This window comes from Paenibacillus sp. FSL R10-2778 (assembly GCF_038593035.1).
Classification (GTDB): Bacteria; Bacillota; Bacilli; order Paenibacillales; family Paenibacillaceae; genus Paenibacillus_AQ; species Paenibacillus_AQ odorifer.
The window spans coordinates 880,255-897,347 of sequence record NZ_CP151956.1 but is presented as its reverse complement, the minus strand read 5'-3'; the positions used below and the strand labels follow the sequence as shown (position 1 = coordinate 897,347).

At 42.6% G+C, this 17,093-nt stretch carries 10 protein-coding genes and 1 riboswitch; of the genes, 3 read left to right on the top strand and 7 right to left on the bottom strand.

Going from position 1 to position 17,093, the window contains the following annotated elements; translation table 11 throughout:
* Positions 1-2: 2 nt before the first annotated feature.
* Positions 3-1,355 carry an MATE family efflux transporter gene (locus tag NST40_RS03925; RefSeq protein WP_256719010.1) on the bottom strand — a complete coding sequence of 451 codons (1,353 nt, stop codon included), beginning with the start codon at positions 1,353-1,355 and terminating at the stop codon, positions 3-5.
* 318 nt (positions 1,356-1,673) lie between these two features.
* Between NST40_RS03925 and NST40_RS03920 the strand changes: the two genes are divergently transcribed.
* The gene (locus tag NST40_RS03920; protein ID WP_076219451.1) at positions 1,674-2,585 is read left to right on the top strand and encodes a winged helix-turn-helix domain-containing protein; all 912 of its coding nucleotides are present in this window, start codon (positions 1,674-1,676) and stop codon (positions 2,583-2,585) included.
* A 69-nt stretch (positions 2,586-2,654) separates the two neighbouring features.
* Complete coding sequence (locus NST40_RS03915) at positions 2,655-3,929, top strand: MFS transporter (RefSeq protein ID WP_076219452.1); 1,275 nt, start codon at positions 2,655-2,657, stop codon at positions 3,927-3,929.
* 184 nt (positions 3,930-4,113) lie between these two features.
* On the opposite strand, the gene NST40_RS03910 is transcribed toward NST40_RS03915, so the two are convergent.
* From NST40_RS03910 to NST40_RS03885, 6 genes are all read right to left on the bottom strand, one after another.
* Positions 4,114-5,130: an Abi family protein gene (locus NST40_RS03910; protein ID WP_076276992.1), complete on the bottom strand. Its 1,017-nt coding sequence runs from the start codon at positions 5,128-5,130 to the stop codon at positions 4,114-4,116.
* Positions 5,131-5,633: 503 nt separating this feature from the next.
* Positions 5,634-6,362 (bottom strand): ECF transporter S component, encoded by a 729-nt coding sequence (locus NST40_RS03905; protein ID WP_036684891.1) that lies wholly within the window; start codon positions 6,360-6,362, stop codon positions 5,634-5,636.
* Positions 6,344-8,014 (bottom strand): ATP-binding cassette domain-containing protein, encoded by a 1,671-nt coding sequence (locus NST40_RS03900; RefSeq protein ID WP_076276991.1) that lies wholly within the window; start codon positions 8,012-8,014, stop codon positions 6,344-6,346. Before NST40_RS03900 ends, NST40_RS03905 begins: the two co-directional genes overlap by 19 nt.
* Positions 7,987-8,877 (bottom strand): energy-coupling factor transporter transmembrane component T, encoded by an 891-nt coding sequence (locus tag NST40_RS03895; RefSeq protein WP_076130087.1) that lies wholly within the window; start codon positions 8,875-8,877, stop codon positions 7,987-7,989. Before NST40_RS03895 ends, NST40_RS03900 begins: the two co-directional genes overlap by 28 nt.
* Complete coding sequence (locus NST40_RS03890; protein WP_341001191.1) at positions 8,877-9,866, bottom strand: DUF4430 domain-containing protein; 990 nt, start codon at positions 9,864-9,866, stop codon at positions 8,877-8,879. Before NST40_RS03890 ends, NST40_RS03895 begins: the two co-directional genes overlap by 1 nt.
* A gap of 71 nt (positions 9,867-9,937) precedes the next feature.
* The gene (locus tag NST40_RS03885) at positions 9,938-14,605 is read right to left on the bottom strand and encodes an S-layer homology domain-containing protein (protein WP_342410417.1); all 4,668 of its coding nucleotides are present in this window, start codon (positions 14,603-14,605) and stop codon (positions 9,938-9,940) included.
* 162 nt (positions 14,606-14,767) lie between these two features.
* Positions 14,768-14,969, bottom strand: a riboswitch (cobalamin riboswitch).
* Between the two features lie 341 nt (positions 14,970-15,310).
* Between NST40_RS03885 and NST40_RS03880 the strand changes: the two genes are divergently transcribed.
* Positions 15,311-17,032 carry a cellulase family glycosylhydrolase gene (locus NST40_RS03880; protein ID WP_339246463.1) on the top strand — a complete coding sequence of 574 codons (1,722 nt, stop codon included), beginning with the start codon at positions 15,311-15,313 and terminating at the stop codon, positions 17,030-17,032.
* The last annotated feature ends 61 nt before the right edge of the window (positions 17,033-17,093 follow it).

The window sequence follows — 17,093 nt, the reverse complement described above, 5'->3', positions numbered from 1 at the left end:
ACTTAGTAGTTTATCTGCTGTTTGTTCATTTTGAATAAAGATCTTCTAAACCAGAACACAAGAATAACCCCTTTAAACACACTGCTTAGAGCAATCGACATCCACACCCCATTCAGGCCAAAAGGTTCGGATAAAATCAAGGCTAGTGGAATTCGCAGTGCAGTAAATGTAATACTGAAGATCGGCGGGATATGAGTTTGGCCAATGCCGTTAAACGCACCTACTGTCATTAATTCCATACACATAAATAATTGAGAGTAGCCAATGATGCGCATATAATCAGTGCCTAATTCCAGGCTTGTCTGATCTGATAAAAACAAGGAAAATAGCTGCTGCGGGAACGCAATAAATATAAGCGATATGATCACGCCAAAGATGGAGGTTAAGATCAAAGCCTTACGATATCCCTGCCCTATACGGTCCAATCGGCGTGCTCCATAATTTTGTCCAAAAAAGGCAGCAATAGCTCCCTGTAGTCCTCCAATAGTCATATAAGAAATAGATTCAATTTGAATCCCTACTTTTTGCACCGCAATCGCATCCGCCCCAAAACGTACTATGATCTTAGCAATGACGATCGATATGAGCGTAAAGGTGACCCGTTGGATTGTGATCGGAAGTCCCATACGAATTACTTCTTTCATTTGACGAATGTCCCATGCTGATGTGTTCGAAATGATTTCTGACTTTCTTGTCTTTATGATAAAAAGAGCCGTAACTAAGATGTTCGCTGTCAATGTTGCCGTGGCTGCCCCCGCTACTCCCCAACCTTCAAAACTGCCCCAGCCAAAAATTAAAAATGGATCAAGGACGATATTAACCATAAGACCAACAGAGAAGATCTGAAACGGTTGTTTACTATTTCCCATCGAGTTTAAGAGTGTGGCAAACAAAGTATTTACGATGGAAAATACCGTCCCGAAGATCGAAATCATTAAAAATTGTCGTGCCATCCGTTCAACTTCATCACTTCCAAGATCAAAAAAACCAATCAACTGATTGTTGGTCAACAGAACTAAACTCATATAGAGAAGTCCTAATAAAATAGACATCGCAAACCCGTTTTTCATATAAGATTTAGCCTTCTCTATCTGGCCAGATCCCATACAAAACGCAACCTTAATCCCTGTACCGATCGTAATCATAGTCGACAATGCAATCGCTAGATTAATGAAAAAACTCGCCGTGCCAATCGCGGCAACAGGACCACTTCCCAATCTTCCAACCCAAATCATATCGACGAGGCCATAGGTTGTGGAGATGAAATTCGTCGCAATAATGGGAAGCGTTAATTTCATTAAGGTAGGCATAATAGGACCCTGAGTCAAATCATTCATGCCCTGAAATTCCTTCAAATCTAAAAACACCTTCTTCATCTGATTTTCAGATTTATTATATAACCAAACACTTATATAATCAATTGATTATATTTGAGCAATCTACTCAGAACTCCTAAAAATTATATAAATTGTGTAGACATCAAAAGACAGTTCCTAATGCACAAAATGTGCCCAACGGAACTGTCTTTTTTTCGTAATTAAAATTTCTTTTGTTTTCAGTCGAAAAGCTATTGAAAATGGAATATAGTTCGTTTACAATAAAACCAATAAAAAGTTCTATAATTATAGAACTAATAAATGTTTCAGTAACTTAATCAAAGGATGGAGAAACTCATGGAATATAAATTAGAAGTCGATTTTGCCCCCATGTATGAATGTGTGAACAGTATGACTGCTTTTCTAAGCAAGCAGAACCATACTGCTATGGATTCCGGTAAGCTCTGGGTACGTGAAGTCCAAGCAAGATTTGCCCCGATGTTGCTTCGTAAAATGCAAGAGGTCGTTAAGAAACTTGATGATTTCAGTTTGGCTCCCTACATTTGGTGCTGTCCGGTAGAACGTTCGGTTAGCAGCTTTCTGGATTGGTTTGATGGGTTAACTTCGGGTGAACTGTATGAAATATCTGGACGTTTCGGCCAATCGGTCCCCTCTAATCTTTCCGAGCTAAGGGACACTGCCTCTGACATCCTGCGCGAATGGAACGCGGGTTACTTCAATGGAATCGACCCTAATATCCTCAAAGGGCTTGAACAGGAAGCCGAGTCAAGACGAACGACACTGAATGGGAACAATGATATGGAAGTCTTTGAAGCAGCAACCGACGGAATGCGCCTCTATCCAAACGAACGTCTGAAGCAGGTCATTATCATTCCGCAATATCATGCCCGCCCACTGGTCACCACCTCTATGTTTGATGAATTCGTGTTCACTAGCTACTCTTGTGATGTTCTCCCTCCGGAAGCTGGCCGGCCTGCTCCAGCACTACTTCGCCTTACCAGGGCACTCTCGGATGAGACGCGGCTGTATATCCTTCGTCTGCTTACAGGCAAGCAGTTGAATTTCACGGAAATCGTGCGGGAAGTCGGACTTTCTAAAAGTACAATCCACTACCATCTGATCGCGCTGCGCGCAGCAGGGCTGGTCATTGTCCATACCAACGTTAAAAGTACATCGTATAGCCTGCGATTGGAAGCCTTAAATGGGCTACCGCAACAGATTGGGTCATATCTAGAGAGTCAAGCATAAACGCCTTAAGCGTCCTTATAAGGACGGTAAGCGTATATGCGAGAAATATAAGAAAGGAGCGAACAGGCTATGATAAAACGCAGCTATTATGGTTTACTCTCAACCATAACTTTAAGTGCTTTTGGGGATGCTTTTGGCTTGTTGGCTATGGAATGGCTCGTCTATGAGCTGACGGGTTCCAAACTAGCGATGGGAGCACTCGCACTCAGCTCCGGCATACCTGAGCTGCTGCTGCGCTTGCTGGGCTCGCCGCTGTCCGACCGACTCCACCGGGTACGCTTTATGGCCTGCTTGGCAGCCATTCGCCTGCTGGCTATAGCATTGCCACTTGGCATGGGTCTGGCTGGCCAACTGCAGCTGTGGCATCTGTTTGTCGCCGCTGGTCTCAGCGGGGCCTGCGCCGCCCTGTTCATGCCAACAGCCATGGCTGTTATTCCCGGCGTTGCCGATAGCCGGAAGCTGGTGCGGGCTTTTGCTATCATCGATGGCAGCAAAAGTGCAGCAGTCTTGCTGGGCCCCGCCCTGGCTGGGGCGTTGACCGCTGCCAGTGGCGCGCTGCCAGCCCTTAGCATCAACATGTTATGTTACGTTGCGGCCATCACTACCTTGCTGTGCCTGCAGAAGCTACCCAAGCCCTCTCCAGCTCCAGGCCGTTTCTCCATTGCCATCTACGTTCGCGAAATAGCTGAGGGCTTTACCTTCTATAAACAATTCCCCGCCATGCTTACGATAATGATGATGGCCTCTATTAGTAATCTAAGCTCCATTGCCGTCTGGACCATGATGGTTCCTTTTGTACGCGAAGTGCTCCACCGTGATGCGGCGACGATGGGCACACTTAGTACAGTTTTCGCACTTGGAACCTTAGTCGGGCTAAGCGTCATTTCCATGATAGGGGAAATTAAAAAGAGGCGGTTTGTCATGCTCGGAAGTCTGGGGACCATCGGTTTAGTTACAACATTATGGGGGTTGTTTCCTAGTTTTTCTTTTGCTCTCGCCGCCGTATTCGCCACCGGAACGATAGGCCCCTTCTTCGGCTCCTTAAGCTCTTCACTCCATGGACGTCTGGTTCCGAGCAATCTGCAAGGAAGAGTCAACTCCATCCGTTTTTTAATCGGTGGCGGTTTACAGCCTTTTGGTGCTTTTGCCGGCGCCGCGATTGCTGAACTCTATGGTGTGCCTGCACTTTTTGTCATCGCCGGCTTGCTTCCAATGCTCTGCGCCAGCGCAGCCTTGCTGCTCCCCGGACTCAAAACACTGGACGGTGACCTCTCCACACTTGAAGCCACTCATAGGCAGCCCGTGGTGCAAAGTTCATCGCAAAGTGTTGTAACGGAGCGATAGATGGTAATAGGTTTTAAAAAATTCATTTTAATTATTTATGATGAAATGAATAAAAAAAAGAGATGCTTATAAGCATCTCTTTTTTTGACTAAACAGTTAACCTTTGTCTCGGATAACTCGCCGTCACGCACGATTATTTTATGTATAAATAATAACATATATTCTAAAATTAATAAAGAAAAAATCATTTAATACCTAGTTTAAACCAATCTGAATGCTTTCCCCGCCCCATTCTTTCGAACATCTTTACCATTAAGCTTTTTTCACGTTTTGAATTACAACGTCTAAAATAAAAATCTTTAAATAGCTTTTCTATATCTTTTAGACTTTCAAACTGGGAAAGTACTAATAAAGTGTCATATAGTCTTATTTCATAATAAGTTGAAATTCCTGCAGTATTAATTTTGGTTCTTAAACCTAAATCATTTATCAAACCCGAATCAATCCTTAAACGATTCGATGTCCGAAATCTATTAACTAATTGAAAATGTGCACAAGTATTTCTTAATTCAATAAAAATTCGTACTGAGTTGATAAACTTTTGTTTATCAATGTACTTCATCCCCATATCTTCAATGACCTTTTCAAAAACATCTCTTTCAAATCCTAATAATAAACTAAAGAGAGAACCAAACTCAAGGACTTTAATAGTCACCCAGAACGGCGGGTGATCATAAGTAGATATATAAGGATATTTAGCTCTGCAATGCTCAATGAAATTACTATACGTAGCCCCATTGAAATAAATATTTGTCTGAAATATTTTATGTCCTGAAATATTCTTAGCTAAATCTTTAGGTAAACTCAAATGATTTGAACGTGGATTCGTATACTTATTAATATCAATGTAACATGCAGAATCAGAAGCATTTAAATAATGTTTTTCACAAAACCGATATGCCATAGAAGATTTCAAACGGATTTCAAATTTATCTATAATTTTCAAAATCTCTAAATTCAATTTTTTATCAAAATCATACAACAATAAAAAGTCTTCAAAAAAAAGACCATTGTATTCTTTATTAGTAGCTTTTGAATCAGTTAATAACAATGTTTCAAATCCATTTACCAAGTCAAAATAATTCTTTTCTAATAAATGTCGTTTAGCTTTTTCTTCATCTCTAATAATTAGTTTTCTTTCTTTTAATAAATCAATTTGTTGGTCTAAAGACTTGAATGTTTTGGTAACATGTGTGCTCAAATAAATCTCCCCATTATTTTTAATCTATTTATTTAAAGGTTCTATAATTTTCTAAATGAGCGAGCTACCTAGTTTACTTCCATTTTTCGTAAGAAAATGTTAAAAACCACTCTGAATTATACATTAAATAAAAAAATAGGGATATGAACTTCTAGGACGTTTGGCATAATGAATGAGATACTCCACAGAATCGACAAAAACAGGCGATACCGGATACCGGAACATCGCCTGTTTTTATAAGTCTTCACCTAGGAGCATCACTACTAGGTATATTCTCTTTTCAGTGGCTTGTCACAGTGGCTTGATTCGTAGCCACTAGTTCCCCTCCCCCTTCCGGTAAAAACCGAAGCGGGAGGCGTTGAGCCTTTAGTTTGTATTTGTGTTTGTGTGTTGGTGTTTTGGAATTCGCGCTGATAGCAGCGGAGAGAACGGACTGATTGTGGAAAAGCGGAGCGTCCGCCAGCGTAAAAAGCGCACAACGTCCAAAAGCTAATACCAAGAACCTAAGGCTCAATCAACCCATATTTCGTTTTTATCCGATCCAACTTCTCAATCATAGGATTAGCAATAAAAAACAAAAACACCACCGTCGAGATCGCATGCACCATATCAAACCAAAAACCTGAAATATAAGTGGTCATTAAAGCCGGCCATGAGAACTCTGAAGTGAACATCATCAACGAGCCTATATTGATAATGCCTCCGTATACGAAAAACGTCGCTAAGCCTCCGAATATACACAGCGACAGCTTATTCTTTTTAAGCAGACCCTTCTTGAAGAAAATGCCCGCCAGGAAGCCAATGATGCCAAAACAAAACATTTGCCAAGGCGTCCAAGGCCCCTGCCCAAAGAAGAAATTCGAGACAAAGCCTGCAACAGCGCCAACCAGAAACCCTGCCTCCGCACCCAAGCTTACCCCTGCGATGATGACAATAGCAACCACTGGCTTAAACTGCGGCAACATAAAAAAGGCTGCGCGTCCCGCCACGGCAATGGCTGCTAACACCGCTATAACGATCAGCTCCCTCGCCTGCGGCTTCCGGTTCTCGAATACCATCGCAAAAGGAATCATCGTATAGATAACAATTAATAGACTGATAAAATAATACTTCCGATCATTTAGCACAAAGATGCCTAATAAAATCGTAGCTGGAATGACTATGAGGATTAGTAGTGCCGCTAATAAAGTTCGACGACTCAAACGACGATCCGTTATCTGCTTCTTTGACATAAATCAATCACACCCTCTATCGTTACTCCCTCATTCCATACATGACGCGCCATACGGTTGGCGGCCGTTGTATAGAAGCTGTTTCCCGCAAAAAACTTCTGTGCTTCATTCGTAGTGATGATACTTCCATCAAAAAACATGGCGCAGACCTCAGCATACTTGGCACAAAATTCAACATCATGCGAGACCATTACAATAGTAACGCCTTCGGCATTGAGTTTTTGCAGGAATACGGCTAGCTTCTCTTTGAAGGGTCCATCCAGTCCTTTGGTCGGTTCATCCAACAGCAGAATCTTTGGTTCTAACAAAAGCACCTTCGCCAACGCTGCACGCTGTTGTTCTCCCCCGCTGAGATCATACGGATGCATGGAGAGGAGATGTTCCAGTTCTGCGAACTTTACCACAGCTTCAACTCTGGCGGTTTTTTCTTCCTTCGTCAAAGAGAGCTGGGATAACATTTCATATAAATCTAGCTCGACTGTTTTTTTCACAAATAAGGTTTGCGGATTTTGCGGGAGGATGCCCAGATTGTTAGTAAACAACGCTTTGGCATTCATCTTCGCAGGGTTGCTCCCGCCGATAAGAACCTTCCCTCTGTATGGCTGAAGGATCCCGCTCATCAGCGACAGCGTCGATGTCTTCCCTGTTCCATTCCCGCCAACAATACAATAAAATTGCCCTTGCTTCACTTCAAACGACAAATCTTTAATGATATCCGGTCCATTTTTATCATATTTAAACCATACGTCCTTAAACTTTATGACTACAGGGCCGGCCTCTTTCGTGCTAGGCTGAGTTTCTGCCACCGTTGCAGGAGTCTTACCCTTTAGAAAAGCATCCAACCATTGGCGCCCTTCCTTCACAGTCACAGGCCACGCTAAGTCATGATCTACTCCTGCAACAATCTGCATCGGTGAGGGCATGGACAGAAACATCGGATGGTTCAGCTTACTTAAAGCCTCGCCCACCTTTTGCGGGGTATCATCGGCGATCACAGCTCCCTCATTCAGCACAATCAACCGATCTGTAAGCGGAAGAACATCCTCTAGACGATGCTCGGTCATGATCACGGTTGTTCCCAGCTCACGATTTATTTTTTTGACCGTCTCCAGAAAATCGGAAGCCGCAATAGGATCTAGCTGGGAGGTAGGCTCATCGAGGATTAGAACCGAGGGATGCATAGCCATTATGGAGGCTAAGTTAAGCAGCTGCTTCTGGCCGCCTGATAACTCAGTCACACTTTTATGAAACCAGGTCTGGATCCCAAAAAAACTGGCCATTTCCGCCACACGCAGACGAATCGTAGAATGATCATACCCCAAGCTCTCTAGCCCAAAGGCAAGCTCATGCCATACTTTATCTGTCACAATTTGATTATCCGGACTTTGGAGTACATAACCAATTTCCGCGGCCTGTGTGCGTTGATCGATCTCCTCTACAGGTTGACCCTTATAATAAATCGTCCCTTGGCGATTGCCATGTGGGGTTAGAATTGTTTTCAGTTGCCTAAGCAGAGTGCTTTTGCCACAGCCTGACTTTCCACAAATAGTAATGAAGTCTCCACTTTCAATCGTAAGATTAATATTCGAAAGAGCCGCTTGCTCTTGTTCAGGAAAAGTAAAGCTTAGTTCTTCGATTCGATAGATTTCCATTTCATTGCCTCCACCATATTGATGAGCACTGGGATCATACATAACGCAAAATAAGCGATATATATAAGAATACTAAAAGGCGTAATTGCGCTCGCTTTAATCGACGGATAGAATCTCATGGTGTTCTCACCCATCACTGCCCCTACGGCTACCAGCGCAATTAAACCTGTCATGATCAAGAGGGCTACTTTGTCTCGGGCATCTAACCGAAAGATAGAAAAGCTTGTACGGCCCGGCAATCCATACCCTCTCGATCTCATGGAATCCGCTGTCTCAATCGCATTTTCCAAAGCCCAGGTGGTCATAATGGAGAGGATCGTAATGCCATTCCGCGCACGCGCGAGGAGATTTCCCTGTGAGACATCCCGGCCTATACATTTTTGAGCATTAGAAATCACCTTGATTTGCGCTAAATATCTAGGAACAAAACGAAGCACCATCGAAAAAATCAACGACAGTGCCGGCAGTATTTTTCCGAATATATAAATAAACTTATCCGAGGTCATCACGACGTTATAACAGGAGAACCAAATAATTACCGTCACAAACATACACGCCGCTGCCACGCCATAAAGAATCGATTCTTTCGTAATAGGGTTCCCGTTGTTTAAATAGAACAAGATCGTTACCCCTTGGTGATTAAAAACAGGATTCATCACTGCCATAAACAGCAGAAAAGGAATCATGTAAAGCAGATTAAATCGGATGCCCTTTTTTCCTTTTAACATAATTGAGTAGGCTACAGCACTAATAAGGGCAATCACTTGAAATATAGGATGCATGAACACCATGCTAAACAGCAATACAACAACAAAATATAGAAAATTCACAAACGGATGAAAGGTAGAAAAGCTATCCTTCATTATTTCTGAGCTCCTCCTGTGGCTACATAACCACCCACATCTCGACCTAGATCACAAGTGTATACCCAATTAATGACATCTCCATCTTTGAGAACATAGCGGCTACTGCCGTAGTTAGGGAACCAGCCATTTACTTTGTACATCCATCCACTAAGCTCTCCAGCATCGAATTCATACAGATTATTTATACCTTCAATATAATTACTGTTATAGATCGGCGTCATACTGAATTCCATATGGATTTTATTCTTTTTCATTTCTCTTAGTAAAACATCAAACACAGACTCACCTTCATAAAAGGTTACCTTCTGCGCTTTATAAATGATACCATCTGCCGGCAATACTTCAAGCTTATCCTGATTAAAAATATCCATGTTATCTAAAATTGTTGCCGCTGAGACGGACAAGGTAGCCGTTAATTGCTTCTTCTTATCTACCGTTGCATCTTGCCATTCCACGGGCTTAGGTTTCCCGCTTGGCACTGGATCGGTAAGAAATTTATCCTTTTTCGGTTCCTGCTTGGTTTCTGTTGTCGCTACTTTTGAATCCGGTTTGATTACTGGTTTTGCCGTCGCTTTCGTTTCCGGCACGGACGTTTTAGCCGCTTTCGGCGTTGCGGTCGGTTGCTTCGTTGCAGCAGGTTTTGTTGTTGCGACCGGTGTTACAACTTCTGTTGGTGCTGCAGTTCCTGTTGGTGTTACAGCTTCCGTTGGTGTTGCCGATTCATTTGGTTTTAGGGTTTCAATGGGCTTAGCTGTTTCACTTGGCGTAGCTGACGGTGTTATCTCTGTTGTCTCGGTAGCGATGGCCTCAGTGTGTTCAACATCATCATTTGTTGCGGAAGCAGTGTTCTCTGGCTCTATAACCTGTGTCTCAACGCTACTACTTGCGACCTTGTTTGGGCTCTTCTGGTAATCCCCGCCCCAAAAGAAGGCAATAGCCAATACACCTATGATTAGTATCGCGGTTAACCATTTCTTCTTGTTCATTTCTCTAGTCCCACCTTAAATAATAAGCAAGGGTATACACGCTACCCTTGCTTATCTCTCTAAATAAAATTCTATTTGACGTCAGTCATATCATAAAGACGTGTCTGGCCATTAACGAGCCGATCATAGGAAACCAGTGCATACATCGCCTGATCCGTAGCCATAAGATCTACTTCTCCTGGTTGCGCGCCTCCATTGCCTACTCCACCCTGCTTCACGTGATAAAAGCCACCTTCAGGTGCAGCAAAACTAAGCAATGCGTCTACTGCGGAATGTCCATTTTTAATAAATCTGGAATCCTTATGCGGGTCAATACCAAGGCCAGTTAAAGCTACAATCACCTGAGCGATGCTTTCGGAATTTGTAGATTCCCAGCTTGCAAAACCACCGTCTGCAGTCTGTGTTTTGGATAACCAGGCAATCCCCCGGTCCACAGCAGCTGTTACTTTGGCGTTGGTTTTGTAATAAGGCGTTAAGCCTTGAATGACCATCCCCGTGATATCTGGATCAGCCGCTGTAGCATTACTGCCTAGTGCCCATCCACCGCCGCTGATCTCTCTGCCCAAAATATAATCAATGAGCAGCTCTCTAGTCGTCTGCGTCTTTACACCCTTAACCACTGGAATGTCGTAATGATTACTGTCCAGTGCAATGAGAGCAAACACAGGTCCATTAATACCTTGCTTAATTACAGTATCAAAATCCGCGAGCGGTTCCAGTAGGTTATAACCCGCCACTTTATCAATATTTTTGTTGATTGAAGTTAATGCCAAAATAACTCTATCATATTCCGTATATTTTACGCTATGCAGCTTCCCAGCTTTTTCTTTAAGAGTTGTTTCTACATTCGCGTAGTACTTAGTGTAATAACTATCTGGAACCTTCACGCCTGAACGTGCCAGCCCGAACACTGTCCAGTCCCCGCCAACCGAGGAGATAACCGGGTTTGTTACTGTTTTTTGCAAAAAGGCAGCTGTGTTCTGAATATAAGAACTAACTGCTTTATTCTGAATAGTCGGACTAACCACTTTGTTCCCACTCTTATAATCATGGGTTCTAGTAGCTACAACAGCCGCCATTTCTCTAGTTACAAGCTCTTTAGGTTTAAATTGATTATCATCACCTAACATCAAACCAGTCGCAACAACGGTCTCTACATCTGCTTTGGCCCATGCCGATACGGTGTTGATATCTTTAATCGCTGTTCCTGGCTTCGTCGCCGGGATGGCCAATGCTCTGACGATAATTGCTGCCATCTGCTCACGAGTAATCTTGTCATTTGGCTTAAATTCATTATTAAAGCCTGTGATTAGACCTGCCTTATGCGCAGCATTCACATATGGATAGAACCAATCGCCTAGAGCGACATCCTTATAGGTAATACCTTTATCACTCTTAATATCAAATTCTAATGCAGAAACGAGAATCTTAGTGAACTCCGCTCTTGTGATATAAGCTTTCGGATTCACCTGACCATTATTACCTTGGATATATCCTTTTACTGTAGCTGTTTCAATCGCTGAATAGGCCCAGGAAGAGATCTTATCAGCATCTGTATACAGTTGTTTAATATCATTCGTGTTCTGGGTAGGATCCTTAGGAGTCACTGTTGGAGAAGGACTCACATTTGGATCAACGCCGGCTTCCGGATTAGCTCCCCCACCAGGAGCAGGAGTAGCACCAGGCTTAGGCGTTGGGGTTGGAGTAGGGCTTGTAGTTGGTATCGGTGCATTTAGATCCACACCCAAATTCGTAGTATAACGCCACTGAATTCTGTCCCCGGAACTTAGGTCATATGAAGATGCTCCATAATTAGGATATTTCCCATTCACATTATACATCCATCCACTGCCGCTGCCATGGTCAAATTCCCCATCACCAGCTATGGATTCAACATATACACTTCCAAAGTCACTGTTCCAGGAATCTCTATAGTCGATACCGCGGCTATCCAGCACTCTTTTTAGTACAGACCACACTGTGTCACCAGATTGTAGCTCTACCTGTACAGATGGAACAACATATCCCTTATTAATCGTAAGCTTATCCACGGACAGGATTACATATGGTTTCGATGGAGTGGTTCCGCCACCATTGTTGCCGCCATTTCCTTCACCATTTCCGCTACCATTACCGTTACCACCGTCGCCACCAGGTGTTTGTACTGCACTGGAAGCATACGCAATGTAGTCAGTGAAGTGATTGGTTTTTACAATTAAGTCATTTCCACTATCATAGGCATACTCAGACTTACCGCTTGCAAAACCTAAGTCATCACTTGCAAATTTTTGAATGGCATGAGGGGTGCCATTTTGAATATAAGCAGCTTCTTTTCCTTTAAGGTCCTTAAAGGTTAACGTAATAAATTGACTAAATTCTACTCTTGCACTACCACCCATGGAAAATGCTTGAAGAATGTTATCAAGCTTCTTGTCCCCAGGAATAATCTGATTCACACTATCTTTTAGTGCAGATTCTGCACCGGTTAAAGCTGAAATCAGTTCAATCGCAGAGGCATCCCCACTTGTAACTTTTGCACCCTTAGGAATGACTACAGATACGTTACCTTTTATGGCCTCTATCTGAGGAAGGACGCTATTACTTGGTAAATTGACACTAACCTTTGATTGATTTTCTTCTGAAATAGCTACTGTGATTTCTTTGTTGCTATCTCCAGCGCTGATCGGAACGATATAATCATTAGCGTCATTTGGGATTTCAACTTTCGGGTTCTCCCCAGAAGGTAACGGAAGTTCTTTCGGACCCTCTGGTTGCCCAGGCCCCGGTTCTTCTGGTTGTTCCAGTTTCACATCATTCATATCAAAGAGACGGTTGCTATGATTGAGCAGACGATCATAGGACACAAGTGCATACGTACCTTGGTCCGTTGCCATATTGTCTACTTTGCCTGTGAGGATATGCTTAAATCCACCCTCAGGTGCAGCAAAGCTAAGTAATGCATCAATAAGCGAATTTCCACTTTTAACAAATCTAGCGTCAGTGTGCGGATCTACACCTACACCAGTTAAGGCTACAATTACCTGCGAGATACTCTCGCTGCTAGTGCTTCCCCAGCTTGTAAATCCGCCTTGATTGTTTTGGTTATCGGACAGCCATTGGATGGCCCGATCCACGGCAGCTTTTACATCATCACGGGTTGCATAATAAGGTGCAAGAGCTTGCATCGCCATCGCAGTCATATCGACATCGGCTTTGGTTACGCCTAATGCCCAGCCACCAGCTTCTGCTGTACCTTTTTTAACCTCTTTATCTAAAATGTACTGAACTAGTTTTTCTCTTGTGGTCTGTTCTGTAACTCCATCAACTACAGGGATCTCATAGTTATGGCTATCTAACGCGATCAGAGCAAAAATCGGACCATTATTGCCTTGCTTTTGGATATATTGATAATCAGCGAGTGCTTTTCTCAGATCATATCCCGCAACATTTGTGATATCTTTTCCGATAGAGGTAAGTCCTAGAATCGCTCTGGAATTCTCTGTGCTTTTATTGGCGTCGAGTTTTCCATCCTCTTTAATGATTGATGCTATTTTCGTAGCTACATTATTGTAATAGAGATCATAATAACCGTTAGGTACTGTATAGTTCGCCCGTGCCAGAGAAAGGATCGACCATTCTCCGCTGCCTGTTCCAAACGTTGGATTCTTTACAGTATTTAAAATATAAGCAAGGTTTTTATCTAACTGTTGTTTGACGGCAACTGTAGTTTCCAGTTTGTAAGTAACCTGATAAGTTACATTTGTTTTGTTTCCAGCTCCGTCAAGAGCCGTTACAGTAATTGCATTACTGCCTGAATTCAGAGTAGCTTTGTACTCCCCATTTGCAGGTGATAAAGTAACTCCATTCAGCTTCACTTCTGGAGTAATGTCACTATATACATTGTCTGTGACAGCTACTTTGAAGCTTATTTCTTTATTGGATACTTCCTGTTTATCTTGTATGCCACTTACTGTAATAACAGGGGGTTCAATGTCTAATGCATTATTAAGACCGACAAGCGCATGATCTACACTTATTTGAGAGCTTGCCATGTTTTCGAGCACGGAATAGGCTTCATAAACTGCCGATTGCACTACTGGTCTGTCCAAAATAGTTTCTTTATTAGGGGCACTATTAATCTCGGCGATTTCCGCAGTTAAAGCATCCTTATTGGCAAGTTGAACTGGGATTTCCCCCCAGCCGCCAAGATCAGAACCATAGCCATAAGTGGTGAACTGAGTTCGAATGATGTCACCGTCTTGAGGCTTATAATCGGTCATCCCAAACGGAGGAAACACATTATTTACTGCATACATCCAACCCGACATGGAGGTGTAGTCAAACTGACTTAACCAATCTGGGTCTGCTTTAGTGCCGACTGTATTCCCATCGGCTGAAATCATATCTAAAATATATTGTGGAATATTGACTTCACTTCTGCCACTATCTTTAACTTCTGATAAATAAAAACCACTATCTATATTTCCTAAATATCTATAATTCCCATCACCTAGCGCACGTGTTATTAAAGATGCGCCATTATCGCCTTCATAAATCGGAACTTTAATAGGTTCGTTAATATACCCTTGGCCTAAGGTGAATTTCTCTACGGATACAGATACATACCCTTTAAGGGTAGAGCTTGCTCCATCTGCTTGAGCCGGGATTACACTTGTAGAGAATGTCGTAATAAATACAGCTACAATAAGTAACCACGCTAAAAACTTATGTTTCTTCATTTTTCCATAACCCTTCCCTTCATACCTATGATAAAAAACAGAATAAACTTTCTCATAACCACAAAAAAACCACTCAACATAAACGTCAAGAGGTTAAGATAGTGAACCACAATAATAGCTGGCAAACACTATTCAAGCACCTCTCTATCGATCGTAGAGTTTGATGGTGTAACAGAAAAAGGCAGATATTCTGGCTCAAGTATCATCACCCTTGCTGCCTTCCCAGTTTCCCAGTGGCATTTTGCAAGGACTCCTCTTTCACAGCGGCGGGACCGCGCGGGATTCACACCCGCTTTCCATTTAACCAATCTATGATTGTACTTCCGCAACATTCATAGTTGGCACCTATTCCTAATTTTAAATTTTCATGCTTCATCATATCTAATATATATGTTTTTGTCATGTTATATTTCTTTTTTGTATAACGGGCAGCTAGAGATAATCCTATTTAATAACCAATTTCTACGAGTAGGGTTATTCAAATAATTTCTTTATCCAACTGTGGGGTAAATTAATTTAAATCACTAATTCTTATATGAATTTACCACAAATTAGTAAGGTACTCGCTAAGTGTATTCTATGTTAGGGTATATTCAGAAAGCGTTTACAAAATAAAACTGGAGGTGTTTGTGTTCATCTAACCACCAAGTACAGCGTCAAAGCCAGGTCCAAGCATCCTAAATTTATCTCACAAAGGAGAATTCAATGACTACGCGAATCCAGAAATCCTTCTTATCATTGACACTTGTCACCGCTCTTCTGCTCTCTCTGTTCTCATCCATGGCCGCAGCTGCAACTAAGGACGAGCAACAAGCTAAGGCAGCGCCAAAGAGTAAGATCCAATCCTATGTAGACGAAATGCAGCCCGGATGGAACCTTGGCAATACTTTAGATGCTACAGGTGAGGATGAAACCTCCTGGGGCAATCCACGTGTGACCCAAGATCTTATTAAAAAGATCGCCGCTCAAGGCTATAAAAGCATTCGGATTCCTGTGACCTGGGATACTCACATGGGTGCGGCACCAGACTATACCCTAGAAAAGGCCTACCTCGACCGCGTGGAAGAAGTTGTCGGCTGGGCACTGGACGCCAAGCTTTATGTCATGATTAATGTCCATCATGATTCCTGGCTATGGGTAAGCCATATGGAAGAAAAACACGATGAAACGCTGGCACGTTATAATGCAGCCTGGACTCAAATTGCCGATCGCTTCAAGGACAAATCCGATAAGCTGATGTTCGAGAGCATAAATGAACCTCGATTCACCGATGGTGGAAGCACAGACGAAGCAAAAATGGAGCAAATGCTTACTGAACTTAATAACTCTTTCTATCAAATCGTGCGCAAATCCGGTGGGAAAAACGACCTCCGCCCACTTGTATTACCTTCATTAGAGTCTTCACCTACGCAAACAAGAATGGATCATCTCTATAAGACGATTACGGCTCTGAACGATCCAAATATTATTGCGACCGTTCACTTCTATGGCTTCTGGCCTTTTAGTGTGAACATTGCCGGCTACACCACGTTTGAAAAAGATACAAAAAACGATATCACTCAAACTTTTGATAACGTTTACAATACATTTGTAGCTAAAGGCATCCCTGTCATCGTCGGTGAATTTGGTTTACTCGGGTTCGATAAAGACACGGGTGTGATTGAACAGGGCGAGAAGCTTAAATTCTTTGAGTATCTGACTTATTATTTGAAAGAAAAGAAAATGACTTCCATGCTCTGGGATAACGGGCAGCATTTCAACCGTAAAACTTATAAGTGGTCTGATCCTGAACTCCACAATGTATTAATGTCTGGTCTGAAGGAGCGTTCCTCCAGCACCGAAAGCGATTTGGTCTACCTAAAAAAAGGTGCACAAATCAAAGATACCAAGGTTAAGCTAAACCTGAACGGCAATAAGCTAACCACCATTAGTGCCAACGGAAAGTATCTGACCAAAGGTAAAGATTACACCTTAAATGGTGAGGAGCTCACCCTCAAAGCCAGCCAACTCAAAAAGCTCACAGCTTCCCAAAAATACGGTGAAAATGCCGTGCTGACTCTGAAATTCAACAAGGGTGTTGCGTGGAGACTTAAGGTCATTGTGTATGATACAGCTAAATTAAGCGATGCAAAAGGCACGACTGAATCCTTTGCCATTCCGACCACCTTTAATGGTAACCAGCTTGCCACAATGGAAGCTGTATATACCGCTGGTGGCAATGCAGGTCCGCAGGACTGGACTCCATTTAAGGAATTCGGCAATACCTTCTCACCTTCTTATAACACTAAAGAAATCAAGCTGCTTCCCGCGTTCTTTAAAGATGTTAAAGACGGCGAGGTTATCCTGAAGTTCCACTTCTGGAATGGGGATATTATCACCTACAAGATCACGAAGAGCGGAACAAACGTTGTAGGAAAGTCCTCTTAAGCATCGGTCCTGTTAACAACACAAATAGGGGTGTCCCTTCAGGGAACATCCCTATTTGTAT

Coding starts and splice junctions, on each gene's coding strand:
- NST40_RS03920 (WP_076219451.1), top strand. CDS start 1,674: ATGGAATATAAATTAGAAGTCGATTTTGCCCCCATGTATGAATGTGTG.
- NST40_RS03915 (WP_076219452.1), top strand. CDS start 2,655: ATGATAAAACGCAGCTATTATGGTTTACTCTCAACCATAACTTTAAGT.
- NST40_RS03905 (WP_036684891.1), bottom strand. CDS start 6,362: ATGTCAAAGAAGCAGATAACGGATCGTCGTTTGAGTCGTCGAACTTTA.
- NST40_RS03900 (WP_076276991.1), bottom strand. CDS start 8,014: ATGGAAATCTATCGAATCGAAGAACTAAGCTTTACTTTTCCTGAACAA.
- NST40_RS03895 (WP_076130087.1), bottom strand. CDS start 8,877: ATGAAGGATAGCTTTTCTACCTTTCATCCGTTTGTGAATTTTCTATAT.
- NST40_RS03890 (WP_341001191.1), bottom strand. CDS start 9,866: ATGAACAAGAAGAAATGGTTAACCGCGATACTAATCATAGGTGTATTG.
- NST40_RS03885 (WP_342410417.1), bottom strand. CDS start 14,605: ATGAAGAAACATAAGTTTTTAGCGTGGTTACTTATTGTAGCTGTATTT.
- NST40_RS03880 (WP_339246463.1), top strand. CDS start 15,311: ATGACTACGCGAATCCAGAAATCCTTCTTATCATTGACACTTGTCACC.